Genomic DNA, 14866 nt, shown 5'->3' with positions numbered 1-14866 from the left:
CAATTTCAAAGTACGATTTCAAAGTACGATTTCAAAGTACGATTTCAAAGTACGATTTCAAAGTACGATTTGAAACGAATAGAAACAATCTCGAAACGATTCAAAGTAATCTTTCAAAGTAATCTCTCAAGATAAGCTTTCAAAATCACTTGCCAAAATATTTACGAATCTCTTCTACACTTCCATATGAAGCTTGAGCGCCAAATCCAGTAGCAGCGTATGCAGACACGTATGAAGCAAGAGCAGCAGCATCGTCTAATTGCATATCGCAAGATAAGCAAGCTAAAACTGTGCCCATAAAAGCGTCACCGCATCCTGTTGTATCGACTGCTTTAACTTTTTGCGGCAGGATTCGGCAAACAGGATCCTTTTCAGCATAATTCAACACAACAGAGCCTTCTGATCCAAGAGTCACAATAGCTTCATCAAAACCGAAATCATGCATAACTTTCGCTGTATGCTCCCAGTCAAATGAATCCCAATCGCCATCTTCAGGCTCACGAATATGCAATAATTGTGCCATCTCATGCTCGTTTACAAGCAAAATATCTGAAGAATCAATTAAATCTTGAGGAATTTTATCTAAAAATGGTGAATCGTTAATCAATACTTTAACACCATTTTCATGCGCTAATTTTGCACAATGCGCAACCGTTTCCATAGGACTTTCAAAACAGAGTCCTAAAACTTTTGCGCTTGTTAAAGCAGACTTTACTGAGTCCGATTCAATATAATCAACATCTACTTTGCAGTTAGATCCAGAAGCATAAACTATTGTATTTTCACCACTTTTAGAATCTACTGTGATTACTGTAGCTCCACTTTTAACATCTTCTACATGACGAACATGTTTTGTATCTACTCCAGCAGATTTCAAAGAATTTATAAGAAAATCAGCGTTAGAATCATTTCCGACTGCACCAAACATGCAAACGTTTGCACCAATTTTTGCAGCAGACACAGCTTGATTCCCAGATTTTCCTCCAGGAAGCACGCATATCTCATTGCCATTTACAGTTTCTCCAGGATTAGGCAAACGATCTGCCACAATCGTGTAATCTGCGTTCATTGAGCCAACTACTGCAATGCCATTTTTACGCGATAAAGCCGCGCAATCAGACTCACTATTTGCATTTAAATTTTTTACAGCCGCAATTTTACTCAAATTCTCAAGCGAGCTAAGTTCTTCGTAATGCCTCATTTTATTCCTCTAACTAAGATTTTTGCCAATAACAGCAAACAATAAAATTCAACTTAAAACAAGCGCAATTTTTCTACACAATTCACTTTTAAAAAGGCACACCACAACGCAAAATCACATTAGAATATGGCGTTGTTTCCCCACTTCTAATCACGAATTTTGCTTGAGATACCAATGCTTTGAAACCATCTTCACCATCGTGAGGAACATAAGTTAAAGGTACTGCAAATGCGTCTTTCACTAAAGATTCAGGCTCTTTTCCTAAAGCTTCTTCAGCCATCACACCAGACTCGAGCACTAAATCGCCTTTAATAGCATCCAACACATCTTTAAAACGAGGTACGCCAAATACTAGTGCTAAATCAATAACCTCAACGCCATCAGGTACAGGAAGACCACAATCTGAAATCACAAATTGATCTTTATGCCTTAATCCAGCCATAGCTTGAGCTAGTTGCGCATTCAAAACACCATGAGTAAGCATTTTCTCTCCTTAAATTATGACGTGAAAACTCTACAATTGTGCGGTATCGACAGTGATTGCCGCTTACTTTAGAATGATTAGTCTTCTTAAAAATATGGCGTTGAAAACGCTGTATCAATTTACAATCAAGCAACGATTCCAACGCCATATAATCATTTTCATATTTTTTAATTATTTTTTAATTATTTTTCAGTTATATATTTAATTATTTTTTAGTTATATTTTTAGTTATATTTTGAGCATAGCTCATATTTTTCAGTTATTTTTCAGTTATATATTCAGTTATATTCTTCAGTTATATTCTTCAGTTATAGCTTTTAATTTGATTTTCAATTATATTTTCGAAATGCAAATTTTAAGCAATTACTCGAAATCACTTACATTCGTTGCATCTACAGTCTTCACAGTAATTGGCTCAGTCTTAGAAACTTTCTCACCTTTAATAGCCTTAACAGCTGCTTCAACAGCTGCGCGACCGAGTTCCTTCGGCTGCTGTGCAATAGTGCCAGCCATAGTACCAGCCTTAATTGCTTTCATGCCATCAGCAGTACCATCAAAGCCAACTATTTTAACATCCTTACCTGCTTTAGCGCCTAACGCTTGGATAGCACCTAATGCCATCTCATCGTTTTCAGCGTAGATTCCAGTTGCATTTGGATGAGATTGTAGCAAATTTGTTGCAACATTCAAAGCTTCAGCGCGATCGAAGTTAGCAGTCTGCTCAGCAACAACCTTGATTCCTGAGTATTTCTTAATACGATCCTTGAAACCTTTACCACGATCACGAGTAGAAGCAGCACCTGGAATACCTTGCAAAATCAGCACTTCTCCCTTTTCTCCCATGCTTTTTGCAAGAGCATCTGCAGCTTGAGCGCCGCCAGCAACGTTATCAGAAGCAATGTGTGAAGTAACTTCTACACCTGTAACAGAGCGATCAACAGAAATTACAGGAAGATTTGCACTCAACAATGGAGAAACAGAAGGAGCAGCAGCATCTGAATCAACTGGGTTAATAATTACTGCTTTAGCTCCCTGCGATTGAGCATTTTGAGCTTGATCCTGCTGCTTTGAAGAATCGTTTTGAGCATCAGAAACTTGTAACTCAACACCCAACTTCTTTGCTTCAGCTTGTGCTCCATCTCGCAAATCCACGAAGAATGGATTGTTTAATGTAGAAACTAACAATGCAACTTTATCGCTAGAATTTGAATTTCCGCACGCGCTCATACCTAAAACAAGCGCTCCAGCCGCCATCGCTGCGCAAACTAGTTTAATACTGCGGTGCAATGTTTGATTGTTCATCATATCTCCTTTGATCATCAGATACACTCGCAAAACTTTACGAATATATCTCGCTCGCTTTTGCTTAAATTTGCTACAATTTGCAAATCTTCGCTAAGCAAGTCGATGTGTAATCATTATGCTTTTGTTTTTGATCATTACCTTTAAGTTATAAATTTTAAGTTATTCATTAAGTTATAAATTTTAAGTTATTCATTAAGTTATAAATTTGGACTTTAGCCCAATATTTTCAGTTATATTCTTCAGTTATATTCTTCAGTTATATTCTTCAGTTATATTTTATTTTTCTTTTCCGTATTTATTTATTTGTGCTGGTATCGATTTGCTTACGTATTAAATCAATACCATTTGAGGAAGCACACCTCCTTTCTCATAGGAGAGGTCAGAAAATAAAGAAACCTAAAAATCAGTGAGTATCTTCCTTTCTACGCAAAGTATCAAGGCTCACAGCGAAAGCAATCACTAAGCCAATAACGACTTGCTGCCAGAAGGAAGAAACGTTCAAAATATTCAAGCCGTTACGAATAACTGCTAACAAAATTGCGCCAACAAAAGTACCGGAAATCTTACCTTTGCCGCCAGAAAGTGAAGCACCACCAATTACAACAGAAGCGATTGCATCCATCTCATAACCGGTTGCAGCCTGAGGTTGTGCTGAATGCAAACGACCTGCAATCACCAAACCTGCAATAGCAGAGAAAACTCCAGAAAGAATGAACACCATGATCTGAGTCTTATGAATGTTAATGCCAGAAAGTCTGGAAGCTTCCATATTTCCGCCAACTGCATACATAGAACGTCCTGTAGTTGTAAAGTTCAAAGTTACAGATGCAATAACTCCCATAATAATCATCATCACAATTGGCATTGGAATACCAGCCACAGTAGCTCCGAAGAAGTTCACCATACCAGATGTAGAAATTGGTCTACCGTCTGAAACTACGAGCGTAAGTCCACGAGCTACAGACATCATAGCTAAAGTAGCAATAAATGATGGAAGTTTAAGGAAAGCATTAGCAACACCTGAAATTAAGCCAAATACAGCACCAGTTAATATGCCAACTAAAATAGTGAGAATTGGAGGCAATCCCATTGAAGCACCAGTGTACGCAACTAACATACTAGATATTGCAGCTACTGCACCAACAGACAAATCAATTCCAGCAGAAACAATAACGAATGTTTGTCCGAATGCCAAAATAGCAACAGTTGCAGCCTGAATACCAACGTTAATAATATTGACACTAGTCAAAAACGCTGGCGTTGCACAAGAAAGTACTGCACACAAAATAATCAAACCAATAAGCGCACCATTACGGGATGCAAATTGCTTAATTACAGGCAGAAAACCCTTATCTTTCTTGCCATAACCTAAGCTCTGAGATTTCGTACTTTGTTCAGTAGTCATCGTCGATACTCCTTTATCTATGCGGATTTTGTCCTCATATATATGCGAATCTTAAATAACTCTCACGCTTCAATGCGCAAGTCTTATTTAACTAATCCGCAACTTTTTACGTTTTATAAGATTTTTATCGATATTTTTATAAGTATTATCAAAAATCGATAATTTATTTTTAGTTTTATTTATATTTCCGTATCTCTTTAGTCAAAGATTAAGAATCCAAATGCGTTACAGCTAGTTCCATCACACTTTCCTGTGTAGCTTGGCTTGCATCCAACTCTCCACTAATCTTTCCATTCGACATCACAAGCACGCGATCAGACATTCCAAGCACTTCTGGCAAATCTGAAGAAGCCATAAGTACAGCGCCGCCATTTTCTACAATACTGTTTATAAGTTCGTAGATTTCAACTCGAGCACCAACATCAACACCGCGAGTTGGCTCATCAAGAAGCAACACTTTTACTTTTGCCATTGACCACTTACCAAATACGATTTTCTGCTGGTTTCCGCCAGAAAGAGAACCAGCAAGCTGATCGATGCTTTCCATGCGAATACGTAAAAGTTTTGCAGTCGATTCTTCACGTTCACGCTGACCTTTCAAATCAGCAAAACCAACGCGAGATGTAGGAATCAAAGTCGAAACTCCAAGATTTTCAGCAACCGATGCTTCAAGAATCAAGCCCTGAGTGCGTCTATCTTCTGGAACTAATCCAAGACCTGCATCAATGCTACCTGCAATATTTGCTTTAGGAATCTTCTTGCCATCAACATACACAGAACCAGAATCATAAGTATCAGCGCCAAAAATAGCACGAAGAACTTCAGTACGACCAGCTCCAACTAAGCCAGCCAATCCAACTACTTCCCCAGCATGCACGCTGAAGGAAACGTTTTGAATATCTCCTTTTCTAGTCAAGCCTTCAACTTTAAGCAGCTCCTCGCCCTTATAGCGATTTCCGTGTGGGAACTGATTAGTAATATCCCGACCAACCATAAGTCGCACAAGCTCTTTTTCTGGAACTTTCGCATCAACAGTGTCAACATACTTTCCATCTCGAAGTACAGTTACAACATCGCCGATCCTAGCGATTTCATCTAAATGATGCGAAATGAAAACCATTCCAACATTCTTAGTTTTCAAATCTTCCATAATGCTGAAAAGCTGTTCACACTCACGCTTAGTCAATGCAGCAGTAGGCTCATCGAGAATCAAAATTGACGCATGTTGCATTAAAGCTTTTGCAATCTCAACCATTTGCTGGCGAGCCACACCAAGCTCACCCATAGGCTTACTAACATCTTCTGAAAGACCTATTACTTTCAAAGCATCTTGTGCTTTAGCACGCATTGTGGCACGATCCACAAAGCCAAATTTTGTAGGAATAGTTCCTAAGAACAGGTTTTCCATAATAGAAAGTTCTGGCACTAGATTCAGCTCTTGATGTATTACAGCAATGCCAAACTTACGAGCCGCATCCACATTAGGAATACGAACTGTTTCACCGTTAATTTCAATATGGCCTTTATCTGGCTGATAAATACCACTCATCATTTTAATAACAGTTGACTTTCCAGCACCGTTTTCACCAAGAAGTACATGCACTTCTCCTGGCTTAACAGTTACAGAAACATTGTCAACTACTGTAGAATTACCGAATATTTTCGATACTCCTACTAACGACAGCTCCGTCATGTCTTGCCTCCTTCGCTTAGCATCATTGCCTTACGAAAAATTACAGATTATGTTGAATTATGCAAACGTATTTAGATGTATTCTCTAAACGTATTTATTATTTAGTATTTAATATTTAATATTTAATACTTAATACTTAGACGTATTTTCTAAACGTATTCGCATTACAAAAGTCACGCGTTCCCAAGCGATTCGCGTGGAATATAAACTGTTTCTACGCGATGAGATTTCACTTCAGAATTATTTTCAAGCATATCCAAAAATAGCTCAGCACTAGTGCGACCAATTATTTGAACCTGCTGCGAAATAACTGAAATATGCGGAGTAGCTAATCGGAAAACTTCAACATCATCAAATGAAATCAACGACATATCTTTTCCAATAACTAAACCTTCCCGAGCCATAACGTTCATCACACGCAACGCATCCGGAGAATATCCAACTATAAGCGCCTTAACTCCAGAATTTCTCATACGATTCACTACATTAGCGCAAGATGATTGATCAAACCCTGTTGATTCAACGAAAACATTATTTTCACCAAACATCTTCGAAGCAACATTGCGAAACACTTGCTCACGCTCTTGCAATGAAGGCGATGCGACAATAGGCCCAGAAATATAACCAACAGAAAGAAAGCCATGACGTTTTATGTCTTTCAAAGCGTCACAAATGCCGTTAGTAGGATCTGAATCAACAACAGGCACATTCTCTAAGCCGCCAGATTGAGGTTCTACATGTCGATCCATGAACATCAATGGGAGATGCTGCTCAATCAATTTTTCCAAAGCTTCTGTCACTTCGCCTTGAGGAACAATAATTGCACCATCAATTCTTTGAGAAAGAATGCTTGCTAGGAATGAATCTTGACGAGCTGCGCTTTCAGAAGATGTTCCTATAAACGCACAATAACCCGCATCAAACAATGAGTCTTGAACAGTATAAGCTAATTCAGCAAAGTACGCGTTACGAATATCTGGAACTAATAATCCAACTGTTTTAGTACGAGAAGATCGCATAGCTTGAGCGCGAGAATCCGGAATATAACCTAATTCCGCTACAGCACGCTCAACTTTTGCTTTAGTGTTTAATGATATACGACCATTATTATTAAGCGCACGAGAAACAGTCGAAACTGAAATTCCTGCACGTTGAGCAACATCGCGAATAGTGATGTACGTCATAAACACCTCCTCAACAGTTTCACGTTGGATTTTGTTACCAGCTTTAACACAACATACTTTACTAATTTGTAGCTTATATTATTGCGTTGAACTTTTAATTTATGTTTGATCTACGTTTAATTTACGTTTAATTTTCAAGCTAACTTAAACTCTTGCCAGAACTCTTACTTTAGATTTTGCTAGAAATCTTACTCGAAATCTTTCGTTAGATCTTGTCAGAACTCTTACTTTAGATTTTGCTCGAACTCTTACCAGAACTCTTGCTTTAGATTTTGTTCACTTATCTAAACTCTAACTTGAGTTTTAGTATTGCTTTACTTTGGCTTTTATTACATGTTAGTTATTCGCATAATGAAAAGCTCTTTTTACTCACGTTCAGCTTTCTATTACGTTTTCCATATACTCCTCTCGTCTTTGGGAAACGGCTCTTAAGCAACCACGCATAAGACACCACAATCAATAATTATTTCTTACTTCGATATTCCATCGGCGCCGATCATATATCTAGTAAGCCCGATACTGCTTAAGAACGATTTTCTTACTCGTCCTTTTGCGGTAACGTTACCGCAACTATAACATTTTGAATGTTCATATGCAATAGTAGCGTGTTGAAATTCTTCTAAAATTTAACGTGAATTTTATTGAGAATTCTAAGAATTCTGAAAGTAGAAAAAGTTCTAAGAATTTCGAAAATACTGAAAATTCTGAAAGTATCGAACAATCCCAAAGTATAGAAAAACCCCAAAGTATCAAAAAATCCGAAAGTATAGAAAATTTAGCAAAAATTTATTAAATAATTTCTTTAGAGCTTTAGAGGAAGATTACGAGAAAATAATCAAATCATCAGATAATCAAATCATCTAAGAAGAGTCATCATTATGAATATAAGAGCAAAACCAACAAAATCAGCCCAAGAAAACACTGCACCAGTAAACATTACAGCTGTAATCGCAGCCATCACTGGCTCACTAGCACCAAGCAGAGTTCCGCGAACAGCACCAACTCGCATTATGCCTGAAAGAAACAGCCAATACGCTCCAAAAGTTCCGCCAACTACAGTAAAAGCAAAAAGAGCGATTCCACGCCAATCCAACGCAGGCATAGTTTCCCATGGTCTAACAAAAGGCAACAAAATCAGCCCAGCAACAATAAACGTTATGCCGTTTATTGAAAGATTTCCCCACTTAGCAATCAATTTAACTGGCATAATCGCAAGAGCTGCTGTTGAAGCAGCATCTACTAGCCCCCAGATAAGCCCCATAATAGGTAGAGATAATTTAGAAAAATCGCCACCAGTTGCCATTAAAGCAGTGCCAACAAAAGCGAGTAAAACACCAACATTTTCACGAACGTTAGGAAATCGCCTATTCTTCAAACACGCGTATACGAGCACAAACACAAGATTAAGACTTTGCAACACAGTTGCAGTGCCGGAATTAGTCCAATCAATTGCCCATAAATATGAAACTTGAGTTAGCAACACACATACTATTCCAGTTAAAACGAACATTCCCCAAGAACGCGTAGATTTCACTGCACTAACTAATTGCTTTCTTGTGCAAATACTAGCTGTTATGAAGAAAAGAACGCCTGCAGCAAGTTGTCTAACACACGCAATTTGCAAGGGAGTTACATGATAATCGCCCATAAGAATCTTAGACACTGTTGCATTCGTGCCCCAAAGTGCTCCGCCTAAAAGAGTGAGAATCATGCCAATAAAAATTGTGCGAGCAGACGAACTAAAAGCAGGATTCGGCGAATCTGGAGAACTTGAAATAGCAAGCTGTGCAGCTTTAGACGAGTCAAAAGTTTTAGAGGAAGTTTCAGAGGAAGTGTTGGAGGAAGTTTTAGAGGAAGTTTTAGAGGAAGTTTTAGTGGAAGTTTCAGGACGCGAAGCATGAGATGAAGTTTCGCAAGAAGTATCAGCAGAAGTTTCAGATTTAGTTTCACTAAGCTCTTCTTCTTTGCGATTCGCAATATTATTATCCGATTCGCAAGAACGTGCACAAGACTTTCTGTTCAATAAGAACTTAGACATAAATTTCCTCTGGCTCACTAAAACTAGTTTTTAGAATACTTACTGAGTTTACTAGATTAGTTTTACTTAACTCGCCTTTGCGCGCGCCTTTTACTATACTATTCTTTCATTCAGTAAAGCACATTGCTTTCAATTCTGGTAGTAGCGCTCTCAAGGCTTTACCTCTGTGAGATATCGCGTTTTTTTCTTCCGAGCTAAGCTCAGCAGAAGTCAATCCTTCCATTTGCACGCCATTTCTAACAGGCTGATCATCTGGAACAAAAAGCGGATCGTATCCAAAACCATTTTCACCTCTAGACTCGCGCAAAAGCCTGCCAGTCATTTCACCAAATCGTACTATTTCAAAACTATGAGAATGGTTCATAGCACTTTCTTGATGTATTTGATTGCAATCTTCAGGAACAGCCAAAGCCACAGCACAACGGAATCTAGCAGTACGACATGGGTCTGGAATATCTGAAAGTTGCTTAAGAAGTAAAGTGTTGTTTGCTAAATCATCTCCGTGCACACCACTCCAGCGCGCAGAAAGTATTCCAGGAGCAGCTCCAAGCACATCAACTATGAGTCCAGAATCGTCTGCAATCGCAGGGCAACCTGTAAGGCTTGCAACGCAACGAGCTTTAAGCAAAGCGTTTTGCTCAAAAGTTACGCCTGTTTCAACTGGATCAGGAAGACCTAAAGAGCCTGCTGTTAATAGAGTGACCTGGCACGCAAAATCCTCACACTCCTCAAAAAGTATGCGCTTAATTTCCACAAGTTTACCCTCATTATGCGTTGCCACAATAATTTTCACTCTATCTGCCTTTCTCATAGAATTCATAAGATGATTTAATACAATTCAAACTCTCTTTAGCAAACACATTTAAATCCGATTAAGATCTAAGTGCTTCACGCTGTTTTTCTTGAAGTTCCCTGTTTCCTTTAGTAGCTAAGTCAAGTAAAACGTTTAGCTCATCGCGATTAAATGGGCGATGTTCTGCTGTACCCTGAATTTCAATAAAAGTCCCAGAACCAGTCATAGCAACATTCATATCTGTCATTGCTTGACTATCTTCTATATATGGCAAATCCAACATTGGAGTACCATTTATTACTCCCACAGATACAGCAGATACAGAGTCTTTAAGAACGCGATCAGCAGAGTGAATATGCTTATTTTTTTCTGCCCAACGCAATGCGTCAACAAGTGCAACATACGCTCCAGTTACAGATGCTGTACGAGTGCCACCGTCCGCTTGTAAAACGTCGCAGTCGATTTGAATTTGCGTTTCACCCATTGCTTTCATATCTACTACTCCACGCAAGCAGCGACCTATAAGCCTGCTGATTTCATGCGTGCGACCGCCTACTTTTCCTTTAACTGATTCGCGATCCGTGCGCTGCTCAGTGGCTCTCGGAAGCATTGAATATTCAGCAGTAACCCATCCGAGTCCTGAATCTTTACGCCATCTAGGTACGCCAACTGTAAAAGTTGCAGTACACATAACGCGAGTATTCCCACATTCAATTAGCACAGAACCTTCTGGAACACTTGTGAAATTGCGTGTGATTTTTACAGGTCTCAATTCGTCTACAGCACGTCCGTCTATGCGAATAGGTGTCAACGATTCCAACATATCTTTAATCTGAGCCATAGTTTGTAAATTTACCATGCAAGTGGTATGTATTCTATGTTTATTGTTCATAGAACGTTAATAAAACTAGTAATTCTAAAACTTTATTAAGTGTTAAAAGTTTTTAGAAACATATATTTAAGAATATATTTAAGAATTAAAAGAAGTTGATTTCTTTAAATAGACCGGAAAATATATTAAAAAGGGCTAAGATTTTAATCCTAGCCCTTTTTTAAATTCACACTATTCTAGCAAAAGATTGAAATCATATGCAACGATATAAAACCATTTTTATGGCAATATAACGCATTTTACAAACGTAAACGCATACAAATTATTCAAACTATTATTACTAGATTAGTTAATTTAGTGACGGATCTTGCGAACAGCAGCACCCATGCCAGCGAGGAGAGCTGCAGCCAAAGCAGCGAAAGCTACACCAACACCAGTCTTGCTGAGCTGCTTCTTGCCCTTACGACCCTTAGTGTTAATGTGAACGTTATGCTTGCCTTTATCCTTAGAATTCTGCTTGTTTTTCTCCTGAGGATTCTGCTTGCCTGGCTTCTTCTTATCTGGCTTTGCAGTGCAACCAGCCTTAGCAAGATGGTTCTCAGCCAAAGTCAAAGCATCCTCTGCCCTCTGAACTGCTTCATTTACATCCTTAAGAAAATCATCTGCTGGCTTAAAAGTAGGCGCTTCGAGAGCAGCCTTGAAAGTATCTTCAGTTCCAGCGAACGTGTCAACAGTTGCATCAGTAGGAACGTTAAAGCCAACATAGTTAGCATCTTTAATAGACTTCAATACTTTGTTAAGAGCTTCAACTGACTTGTTAAGAGCTACCTTAGCTTCATCCTTCTTATCACCAGTAGCAGTTGTATAAGCTGCTTTCTTGTCAGTATAATCTTTAAGGGCAGTCTTATAAGATGCTACTGCTGCAGCAGCCTTCTTATAGAGTGCAGTCTTACCTTTAAGTTCAATCTCTTTCAAAGATTTCTTCAATTCAGCAGTTGTCTTTTCAGTGCGAGCAGCATCTACAGCTTGCTGGAGTGAAGCGCACTTATCAGCCTTGGCATCAGCAGCGAAAGCTGGGGTAGACATAGCGAAGCCGGCGAGCAAAGTAGCGCCAGCAGCAAAAGCGGCGATAGCCTTCTTATTTAACATGATATTTTCCTTTTCTTCTTCTCCTTCGCACTAGGGTATGCGAAGAACAATTTGCCTTTGCGGTTTCCCGCTTGTACCAGTGGAACTAGGGATTCCTCCGGTAACTGACTCAAACATTACATCACGATTTAAGAAAACTCAACCAAAATTTTCAGCTTATATTAAGCTTTAATTATAAAGATTTTAGTAAAAATTGCATAAAACATTCAAAATACATCATAAATTACGAATTTTTTTGCAGAAAATCAAAAAATATACAAAACACGCCGAATATAGAATTTTTTAATAATTTTTTCAGGTTTCTTTAAGGTTTCACAAAAGTCACGCACAAAACAGACTCAAAAACACCAATCAAAAACGCACAAAACACACATCAACACACCATACTCAGCCACAACACGCAACACACCACATCACCCAGCCACACCAACACCAAAAAACTCAGGTTGGAAACACATCTCACTTCCAACCTGAGTAAAAATCAACAATCTTAAAACTACTTGCTACTCATTCTACTTGCTGCTCATTTTAGATTGATGCTCAAGAGCTGCAGCAACTAATCCAGCAAATAATGGATGCGGCTTAGTTGGCCTAGACTTAAACTCTGGATGAGCTTGAGTTGCAACGTAGAATGGGTGAACATCCTTTGGAAGTTCCACAAACTCAGTCAAATTACCATCTGGGCTTTGACCGCTAATGCGCAAACCAGCTTCACGCAAACGATCCTTATACGCAACATTCACTTCGTAACGATGACGGTGACGCTCAGTAACATGCGTAGAGCCATAAAGCTCAGCAACAATAGAGCCTTCTTCAAGAAGAGCAGGGTAAGAACCAAGTCGCATCGTGTGACCCATATCACCCTTACCATCAACAATATCTTTCTGCTCTTCCATAGTTGCGATTACTGGATCTCCACAATCCTTCTCAAACTCAGTTGAATTAGCATCCTCAAGACCAAGAACATGACGAGCATACTCAATCACCATAGATTGCAATCCAAGGCAAAGTCCAAGAGTTGGCAAACCATGCTCACGCGCATAACGAAGTGCGCCAATCTTACCCTCAATACCACGAATACCAAATCCGCCAGGAATTACCATACCGTCCATTTGATCGAGAGCTGCAGCAGCACCTTCTTGAGTTTCACACTTATCTGCAGCAACCCAACGCACGTTTACTTTAGCCCAATTTGCAAATCCACCAGCCTTAATCGCTTCAGTAACAGAAAGGTATGCGTCTGGCAAATCAATATACTTTCCAACGATTGCAATGTTTAGCTCATGCTTAGGGTGATGTACTCTCTCAAGCAAATCTTCCCACTCATTCCAATCAACGTCATGGAATGGAAGCTCAAGCTCACGAACAACGTACGCATCCAAGCCCTCGTTGAACAAAATCTTAGGAACATCGTAAATGCTCGGAGCATCAACGCAATTAACAACGCCTTCAGCATCAACATCACACATAAGCGAAATTTTGTCTTTAATGCCTTGATTAAGAGGGCGATCTGAACGCAAAACAAGCGCGTCTGGAGAAATACCAAGAGAGCGAAGCATCATAACAGAATGTTGAGTTGGCTTAGTTTTCAACTCATGCGCTGCAGCAATATAAGGCACTAAAGAAACGTGTACAAACATGCAATTTTCAGGACCTAAATCGCGACGAACTTCGCGAGCAGCTTCCAAAAATGGCTGAGATTCAATATCTCCAACAGTGCCGCCAATTTCCGTAATAATCACATCAACATCATCTGAAGCTTGCGCACGCATACGCGACTTAATTTCTCCAGTAATATGCGGAATAACTTGCACGCACTGCCCCAAATATTCACCTGCGCGCTCTTTACGAAGTACAGACTGATAAATCTGACCAGTAGTAACATTTGCTTTTTGGCTTAGGAAAACATCAAGGAATCGTTCATAATGACCAATATCGAGGTCTGTTTCTGCTCCATCTTCTGTAACATAAACTTCACCATGCTGGAATGGATTCATTGTACCCGGGTCAACATTGATATAAGGATCGAGTTTTTGTTGTAATACGTGAAGTCCTCTGCTCCGTAAAAGTCTGCCTAAAGATGATGCAGTAAGACCTTTTCCTAAAGACGAAACAACGCCGCCAGTAACAAAAATATGCTTTGTAATATGCTCCTGAGAGTTACCATGTTTTCTTCTAACCATGGAACTCCATGGTATCTTCGAGCCTAGACGCTTAAAGTGTTGTGCAAAAAAGGCTTGCTTAAACTATACTCAAAGCTCAAAAGAAAGTAAAAGAAAGTAAAAGCAAATAAAAGCAAGTAAAGCGCAAGCTCAAATTAAATGCGCAACCGACTCAAGCGCAAGCTTATAACCATATAACCCCATGCCGGTAATAGTTCCAGTTGCAACAGGGCTTATCACGCTAATCTTACGAAAAGAATCACGCGCAGCAGGGTTAGAAATATGCACTTCCATTAAAGGCACTCCAGCATCTTTAACCATATGAGCTGCATCTGCGAGCGCATAACTGTAATGCGTGAAAGCTGCAGGATTCATAACAACTGGCGTATGCGACTTAGCAGCTTCATGCATCCATTGAATCATTTGCGATTCGTCATCACTTTGGAGCACTTCTACATTCAGCCCAAGCTCACAAGCCCATTGTTGGCAATATGCGCGCAAAGTTTCAAAATCTTCGATTCCATAAACATCTGGCTGACGAACTCCAAGCATGCCTAAATTAGGACCGTTTACTACAAGAACTTTTTTCGCTTGATTATTATTTTCCATATTTACCTCAA

12 protein-coding genes are annotated in these 14866 nt (G+C 39.2%); all 12 read right to left on the bottom strand.

The window, feature by feature from the left end; translation table 11 throughout:
* Positions 1-145: 145 nt before the first annotated feature.
* Entirely contained in the window at positions 146-1201 is a 1056-nt protein-coding gene (locus HXT27_RS03415; protein ID WP_103042854.1) for a ribokinase, read from the bottom strand.
* 88 nt (positions 1202-1289) lie between these two features.
* Positions 1290-1685, bottom strand: coding sequence for a D-ribose pyranase (gene rbsD / locus HXT27_RS03410; protein WP_103042853.1), 396 nt, complete (start codon positions 1683-1685; stop codon positions 1290-1292).
* 363 nt (positions 1686-2048) lie between these two features.
* Entirely contained in the window at positions 2049-2990 is a 942-nt protein-coding gene (locus HXT27_RS03405) for a D-ribose ABC transporter substrate-binding protein (RefSeq protein WP_103042852.1), read from the bottom strand.
* Between the two features lie 403 nt (positions 2991-3393).
* The gene (locus tag HXT27_RS03400) at positions 3394-4395 is read right to left on the bottom strand and encodes an ABC transporter permease (RefSeq protein WP_075524027.1); all 1002 of its coding nucleotides are present in this window, start codon (positions 4393-4395) and stop codon (positions 3394-3396) included.
* Between the two features lie 208 nt (positions 4396-4603).
* Positions 4604-6088: a sugar ABC transporter ATP-binding protein gene (locus tag HXT27_RS03395; protein ID WP_103042851.1), complete on the bottom strand. Its 1485-nt coding sequence runs from the start codon at positions 6086-6088 to the stop codon at positions 4604-4606.
* A 173-nt stretch (positions 6089-6261) separates the two neighbouring features.
* Positions 6262-7272: a LacI family DNA-binding transcriptional regulator gene (locus tag HXT27_RS03390; RefSeq protein WP_103042850.1), complete on the bottom strand. Its 1011-nt coding sequence runs from the start codon at positions 7270-7272 to the stop codon at positions 6262-6264.
* Positions 7273-8128: 856 nt separating this feature from the next.
* Positions 8129-9310 (bottom strand): DMT family transporter, encoded by a 1182-nt coding sequence (locus HXT27_RS03385; protein WP_103042849.1) that lies wholly within the window; start codon positions 9308-9310, stop codon positions 8129-8131.
* A gap of 106 nt (positions 9311-9416) precedes the next feature.
* The gene (locus tag HXT27_RS03380; RefSeq protein WP_103043253.1) at positions 9417-10103 is read right to left on the bottom strand and encodes a non-canonical purine NTP pyrophosphatase; all 687 of its coding nucleotides are present in this window, start codon (positions 10101-10103) and stop codon (positions 9417-9419) included.
* 79 nt (positions 10104-10182) lie between these two features.
* A complete protein-coding gene (gene rph / locus HXT27_RS03375; protein ID WP_075524046.1) occupies positions 10183-10944 on the bottom strand; it encodes a ribonuclease PH in 762 nt (253 codons plus the stop codon).
* Positions 10945-11289: 345 nt separating this feature from the next.
* Positions 11290-12084, bottom strand: a complete 795-nt coding sequence (locus HXT27_RS03370; protein WP_103042848.1) for a hypothetical protein — start codon at positions 12082-12084, stop codon at positions 11290-11292.
* A 512-nt stretch (positions 12085-12596) separates the two neighbouring features.
* On the bottom strand, positions 12597-14267 hold the full coding sequence (locus HXT27_RS03365) for a CTP synthase (protein ID WP_075524031.1): 1671 nt from the start codon (positions 14265-14267) through the stop codon (positions 12597-12599).
* 129 nt (positions 14268-14396) lie between these two features.
* Positions 14397-14855: a type II 3-dehydroquinate dehydratase gene (locus HXT27_RS03360; RefSeq protein ID WP_075524032.1), complete on the bottom strand. Its 459-nt coding sequence runs from the start codon at positions 14853-14855 to the stop codon at positions 14397-14399.
* Between the last annotated feature and the right edge of the window lie 11 nt (positions 14856-14866).

Origin of the sequence: Gardnerella bivia (genome assembly GCF_049262715.1) — a bacterium.
GTDB lineage: Bacteria > Actinomycetota > Actinomycetes > Actinomycetales > Bifidobacteriaceae > Bifidobacterium > Bifidobacterium vaginale_A.
Note: the sequence above shows the minus strand (reverse complement) of the source record. Positions and strands in the feature narration are given on the sequence as shown.

Coding starts and splice junctions, on each gene's coding strand:
- HXT27_RS03400 (WP_075524027.1), bottom strand. CDS start 4,395: ATGACTACTGAACAAAGTACGAAATCTCAGAGCTTAGGTTATGGCAAG.
- rph (WP_075524046.1), bottom strand. CDS start 10,944: ATGGCTCAGATTAAAGATATGTTGGAATCGTTGACACCTATTCGCATA.
- rbsD (WP_103042853.1), bottom strand. CDS start 1,685: ATGCTTACTCATGGTGTTTTGAATGCGCAACTAGCTCAAGCTATGGCT.
- HXT27_RS03360 (WP_075524032.1), bottom strand. CDS start 14,855: ATGGAAAATAATAATCAAGCGAAAAAAGTTCTTGTAGTAAACGGTCCT.
- HXT27_RS03405 (WP_103042852.1), bottom strand. CDS start 2,990: ATGATGAACAATCAAACATTGCACCGCAGTATTAAACTAGTTTGCGCA.
- HXT27_RS03415 (WP_103042854.1), bottom strand. CDS start 1,201: ATGAGGCATTACGAAGAACTTAGCTCGCTTGAGAATTTGAGTAAAATT.
- HXT27_RS03385 (WP_103042849.1), bottom strand. CDS start 9,310: ATGTCTAAGTTCTTATTGAACAGAAAGTCTTGTGCACGTTCTTGCGAA.
- HXT27_RS03390 (WP_103042850.1), bottom strand. CDS start 7,272: ATGACGTACATCACTATTCGCGATGTTGCTCAACGTGCAGGAATTTCA.
- HXT27_RS03395 (WP_103042851.1), bottom strand. CDS start 6,088: ATGACGGAGCTGTCGTTAGTAGGAGTATCGAAAATATTCGGTAATTCT.
- HXT27_RS03365 (WP_075524031.1), bottom strand. CDS start 14,267: ATGGTTAGAAGAAAACATGGTAACTCTCAGGAGCATATTACAAAGCAT.
- HXT27_RS03370 (WP_103042848.1), bottom strand. CDS start 12,084: ATGTTAAATAAGAAGGCTATCGCCGCTTTTGCTGCTGGCGCTACTTTG.